Source organism: Methylomonas sp. BG-2, assembly GCF_057766305.1.
The window spans coordinates 1-6,546 of the sequence record NZ_JBYMAP010000214.1 but is presented as its reverse complement, the minus strand read 5'-3'; the positions used below and the strand labels follow the sequence as shown (position 1 = coordinate 6,546).

General features: G+C 59.2%; 1 protein-coding gene. It reads right to left on the bottom strand.

Going from position 1 to position 6,546, the window contains the following annotated elements; genetic code table 11:
- Positions 1-6,469 (bottom strand): SpvB/TcaC N-terminal domain-containing protein (locus tag AC3B8H_RS16810; protein ID WP_488442701.1); only part of this gene is annotated, 6,469 nt, incomplete at its 3' end.
- Between the last annotated feature and the right edge of the window lie 77 nt (positions 6,470-6,546).

The following is a 6,546-nucleotide window of genomic DNA, read 5'->3' as shown; positions in this document are numbered from 1 at the left end:
CGTCGGATCGGCCGAGCGCAACTACGAAATCGCTGGCAGGGGGAGAAGAGCTAGTTGCCGGTAGGTTCTCAGCTCCCGGGCTTGAGCCTTGTAAATCAACTAACCGTAACGGTGATCCGGCAGCATATTCGTAAAGATTTGTACCGCCGTTTAGACCAATCGGATCCGCACTCACCCACCTTCCCAACCAAGCCGCGTAATACCTGGCCGCGTGATAATTCAAGCCACTTTCCTCGTCCCTTTCCTTGCCGGTAAACCGGTAGCGTTTCCTGGCGAAGCTACCGAAGCTGGTTTCGCCGTAAGGGGTATATTCCTCCCTGTTTACCCAGGCCCCGTCGCCGGCTATCACCACATGGCTACTGCCCAGATGATCGCCAATGTGGTATTTCACCGCCGGAGTAGTGTCGTCGGGAAACGGCGTGCCGACTCTCACCAGCGCGATGCGTGACTGATCGTCCATCACGTGCAGGGTGTTGTTTTCCTGGACGATGGCACCTTGCACCGCGCGGTGGTATTCGAATAGGCCGCCGATGTAAATAGTGACGGTGTACTCGCCGCCTTGCTTGCGGGTGAGTTTTTTTACCCGCATGCCGCCGGCGTCATACAGATATTGAGCATGTACAGACGGCTCGCTACCGACCACCTGGATGCGGAAGGCTTTTAGCCGGTCGCGGTGGTCCCAATCGAACAAGCGGGTTTGATGCTCGGACAGCATGTTGCCGTTGGCGTCGTAGGCATAACGGTAAACGCTTTGGCCTATCGTCACCGTGTCCAGCCGATTGTTGCCAGCGGCATTGGCATACACCCGGTTGCGGGCGCCGTCGGCCAACTGGTGTTTCAGTTCCAGCATATTGCCCAGCGCGTCGTAGCGGTATTGCTGGCTGTAGGCGCGAGTGCGATTCAAGTCGGTACAGCACGGCTGATCCAGCCAGGGCGGCGTTTCCGGCGCTTGGTCGCATTCGCGGCCGGTGGCGGAAAGCAGGCGGTAGATCGGATCATAGGCAAACTGGCGCAGCAGTGCGTCGCCGGATGCGAGCAGTTGCTTGAGGGCATTGTCGGCGACCGAGGCGGCTGCCGGATTGTTCAAGATGCCGCTGCCCTGGGCGCGGTCTTCGATTTGCAGGATATTGCCGACCAGATCGTAACGGTAGGCAAAGTCCTGCAAAGCCTCGCCATTCGGCTGATAACGATCGGCTTCCGGTTGGCTGTAGCGCTCGGTTCGTAGCCGTGACAACCGAAAGGTCTGTGGATCGTAAGCGTAGCGACTCATCACGCCGTTGCCGTAGACCACCAACACCCGTTGACCCTTGGCGCTATAGGCGATTTGTTGCACGAATAGCTGGCCGTTGAGTTTGACTTGCGCCAAGCCGCCGGCCCGGTTGTAGACCGGCAATAACTCCTGGCGTTGGCCGGTAACATCCTTGGGGTATTGCAGGCGCTTGATGCGGTTCAGCGCGTCGAAGCTAGAAGTCGTTTCGTAAACACTAGCGTCCAACAGGGTCTGTGCATGAGCAGCCAACGTGGTGCCGGCTGGCGCGCGCCAGTCGATGCGATAAGCGTCGACCGCCCAATTGCGCGCGGCGCCGTTTTGGTAAGCACTCAGCAAGGTGGCGTCGCTGAGCACCTGCCGGCTTTGGCTAAGCGGATTGCCCTTGAAGTCGTAGCCGGGCGTGCTGATCAGCCCGGCTTCGTCGTAATGTTGAAACAACTTGCCGAGCAGATTATGCTGGCGCGCCGCATCCGTGCTCAAACCCGAGTCGGGCCGGTCGCCGTAAATAGCCACTTCGCGTAGCGTCAACGCTTGGTTGAGGCCGTCCTTGGCCCACAGCCGGTTTGGACGATTCCCTTCGTCGTAACCATGCAGGGTTAACGCGCCCTTGCCGTCGCGTTGTTCAAGCGGATTGCCGATCGCATCCGGGACCGTGCGCCGCAGGCCGGCATCGATACTCTCCGTGCGCCAGGGTCGATTCAGCAAGTCGTAGTCGTAGCGGAAAGCGACTCGGTTCAATGCGTCGGTAACGCCCAGCAAATTCCCGCGAATATCGTAGTCCGAGCGGGTGACATACCACTCGGCGGGACTGGCGCCGTTCCGCGCCGTGGCCCGCACGGTGCGGCCCAGCGCGTCGATGAGGATACTGGCCGGCGTGTTCCAATGGTTTTGGAAGGTTTGCGCCGAGTCGGCATGGGTACGACCGGCGTTGTCGTTGGCATCGTAGGTATAGGCTTCCCAAGGTGTCGGCGCGAATTGCTCGGGCTCGGCCAAGTCGGTAGGCACACCGTAAATCACCCGCTGCTCGGAGCCGTCGGGGTTAAGGGTGCGGATGACCTGGCCGCGTGGATCATAAAACATCACGGCTTTTTGACCGAGCTGAGTATCGCCAGGCGCGGCGTATTGCCAGCCCTGACTGTAAAACGGTTCGAATTTTTCGACTACCCGGCCCTTGTTGTCGTAAATCTGCCAACCGCTGATCAATACATTCGGATTGTCGGCATCGCTGTCGCGGACGCCGGTAAACGCCGCCTTGGTGCCAGCGGCGTCGGCTTGGTCGATGGGCAAAATTCCGCCGCCGAAACTGGCGTTGCCGAAGCGAATCTGTTCCGACTGCACCCTGGTTTGCAGCAGGCGGCCGAAGCCGTCGGAGTATTCGACGCTGTCGATGGTTTCGTCGCGTTGCGGTAGCGGTACGTCACTGTCGCTATCGTGATGTTGATAGCGGCGAGTACGCACCGAGACCGGTTCGCCGCGCTCGTCGAACGCCGTCAAGTCGTACGCTATTTCGATACTGGGCCTCTCGATGTCGCCCTCGGCGGCATCCGCCTTGCCTTGTATCAGCGTCGCTTTGGGCAGGCCTAGCGGTGTGAACCGCGCTCCGCTGCGATTGCCGTTGGGATCCGTGACGCGAGCTGCTTGCAGGACACGGTAATCGTATTCGGCTTCGACAATCAGGCCCAACGGGTCCACGACGCGGACGGGTAACAATTGGTAGAGGTCGTAGGTAATCGTTGTGGTACGGCCCAGCGGGTCGCGCTGCTGTAACAGCAGCCCTCGACCTTGGCTTAGCGCGTTGGCAGCTTGAAAATCGTAAGCATGCGCCGCCGTCGTGACGAAGTAGCCTGGCGCCGAAATCGCTCCGGCTCCGCCAGGACGGTAAATATAACCGGCCAAGTTTGGTAGCGTGCGGAATTCGACGGGATACTCGTCTATCCAGGTCGCGCCGGCCGGTTGCAGATAGGGCGGGATCGTGAGGGGGGCGTGGGTCACTGCTTTTCTTCGCGACGATTGGTGAGAGGCCAATGCGGTGACTCCCGTGTGCTTGCCGATGGCGGCAAGGGATTGATTGCCGGGTGCCGGATCGGCAATCGGGTCGGCCGCACCGTAGAGGTCTTTCAATTGCGCGTCCGTGAATGCCAGGTTCTCGGTTCGGGTCAGCGCGCCGAAATCACCCAATTGCCCGAGCGGTAAACCGGTGAAGGCCGGGCCATCGTAGAAATTCAAGGTTTGAGCGAACAATTGGCTGGCCGCTTTACCGGATTGCACGGCGCTCCACAGCGCCGTAGCGGAGAGTTTTCCGTCGTTGATTACTTGGTATTGACTGATCTTGACGGTCCGGTCTATTAGGTAGCGCCGGTCGTCGTCGCGTTTCGCGTAGGCGGTTTCGTTGATGGTCGCCAGATAAGGCGACACCGGGCCGGCAGCCGCCGACCGGTAATCGCGGCCACGCGGCACGGCAATAGCAAGCGCGGCGGTCGAGCGACCGTATTGATCGGGTTCTGCCGTGAACGCCAGCTGTGTCAAAGGCTCGTCGCCGCGTTCCCATTGACTGGTGCGTTCGGCCAATGCATAGGCGAAATAAACCCCCGGTCGGCCAGTTTCGTTCGGCGGCGGAACATCCTCCCGGACGCCCTGGAGGTGTTCGGTGACCGTGTAGGGCCGATTTTCGCGTTCGCTGCCGTCGAGCGCATACAATTCCGTGCGCAGGATGCTGCCGCGCAAAGCCCTGAGGGCGTCGCGCTTACGCCGCCTGGGTAGAGCGTTGAGCTTGGCGGTTACGGCGGCCGGGCGATCCAAGGCGTTGGTATCTCCGGGCCAAAATTCGGGCCGGTAGTCCAGTTCCCGCCAATCGCCGAATTCGTCCCCAACCGGTCCTTGATGAAACCAAGTACGGGTTTCCAGCGGCGGCGAAAACTGCTCTGAGCTCACCGTTTCAAAGGCTTGCCCGCCGTGCAAGCCGCTATTGTGAAACTCGGCAAAGACTTCGCTGTCGAGCTGATCAACCCGGCCAAATCCCCGGAATTCGCGCTCCGCACCGTCCCAATATCCGTGGTGGTAACGGTATTCGCTGGTGAGTTTGCCCTGGGAAATTTGGTCTATGACTTCAACCTTGGCAACCACTTGTACGGGCATCGGCAGCGGAGTTTGCCAGCGACTGGCCGGATGCCTTTGGTCCTCCAGATAGAAGCGCGTGGACGGCGCGTAAGCGACTTTGGTTAACGCCCCCATATGATTGTCCATTTGCGTCAGTAAATACGGTTTGATGCCGCCGCAAAAATCCAGGAAATGCATATGCGGCCGGCCCGAACCGTCGGCATCGCGGCTCCACAGCAAGCCGCGATGGCCGCTGCCCAATAAATCCACCAGGCGAACTGCATCAATATCGGTGACCGCGGGTGTACCGGTGATTTCGATGGGATCACTCCAGCGGTTTCCGCTCTGGTTAATCCAGATCAGGACTTTGCGATCGTCCACGTAGACGATGTCGGCCAGTCCGTCGCCGTCGATATCGTCGATCAAGATCCGTTTCGGATCGTAACCGTAGGGCAATCGCGGACTATTCGCCATCGCGACACGTGCGCCCCAATCGCCGTATCCTAGATTGGGCCAATAGCTGACGTTGCCGTCATGAATCAGTGCGATGTCTTGCAAACCGTCGCCGCTGAAATCGCCCCATTTGACGCGAGAATCCGAGAAATTGACGTTGGGGAAGAGTTCCAAGGCTTGGCGTTCGACAGCCCGGCTGGCCTGCCAGCCAATATCACGATCGTTGAAGAAAACTTCGAGGCGGCTACTACTGCGAATGGCGTCGGTCACGCCGTCGCCGGTCAGATCGACCAGTTTGACTTCGGGGTCTTGGAAATTAAAGCTGGGCGCTACGGTATAGCGGCGAAAGGCGTTCTTATCCCACAGGCCGTCGTAGCGCAGCGGAAAATAGCCGGACAAACTGTCACGGTGGACCAGCAAATCGATACGGCCGTCGCCGTCGGCATCGATCAATTGCACGCCAGGTTCTCCCAATCTCAAACCGACCGGCGCATCGGCCATCGGTCGCGGCTCGGCGAAACGGCCTTCGCCAAGATTGCGCCAATAGCGGGCGGTACCGTTCAGTTGCACGATGTCCGGCAAACCGTTACCGAATAGATCGGCCAATTCATACTCGGGATGGGCCAGCGAAGCCGCCGGTAATGGGCCTTTCACGGCGACGAAGGTTTGCGCTTTCAGCTGGAAACGGCTGTAGTCGAAAGTCAACGGCGGTAGAAACTCGGAGGCTTGCCCGTCGTGGCCTTCGACGCGAATCCGAGCAAGTAACGTGGCGCCATTGAGCGGCAGGTCTTCGCCACCGATTTGATCGAGATAATCCAAATGATAGCTGCGCGTCAGCCGTTCTTGATCGGCTTGCGTGTAAATTTCGATCCGAACGCAGCGGCGGGTCGTGCGTATCTCGAAGCCGGCGCGGTAGTCCGAAAAAGGGTCCGGGCGGTCTGCGTAAACAAAACGCACCCGGACCAGGAAGTGCGGATTGGCTGGATCACCATAGTCCGCGTAGCGCAGTTCCGATAGGTAAAGTTGATCCCAGCGGCGCAAAGCACCTTCCGGCTGAATGTCGCGCTCGTAGACATAGTCGATACGATTGCCGAACGGATCGACGGTTTGGCTGAGTTTCCACGCAAATATCCGTTTCCGGTTGTTTGGGTCCGCAATCGTCGCCGGGTCCGGCGTGACGGCTTCAGGTGAACCGTAATAACTGACCAAACCGTCCTTGCTCGATACTTGCCAGTAGTCATGCGCGTTATCGCGGCGATGAACGATGCGGGCAAACAGCCCTTCCGAACGAGGGCGGTAGCGGGAAATGCCACTGGCTTCGTTGACCGGCACCAAGTCTTCCGCGCCGGACAATACGAAAGTGTCTCTATGGTCATCGTAGCGTGGCAGACCGCCTGACGTTTTACGCGTTACACCAGGCACGCTGAGTGCCCAGCCAAGTCCGAACGATCCGTTGCCGGTGCCGGTACTGTAACTTAACGTCAAATGCGGTTGGAAGCCGTTGCGTCCGGAAGGCAACGCAATCGGCACACCGAAATTACCGGTACCGGTATGTAAGTCGGGCGAGAACTTTTCGCCTAGGCCATGAATTGCGCCGCCGCCTCGCGGTAAACCGATGATTTGACTGGATGTGCCGGATTTATTACTCATGTTGGTACCGAAGGTTGGTCTAGTATTCAAGTTTTGCGGATTGAGCCACTGATTCAGCCTGCCTAACGAATGGGCCG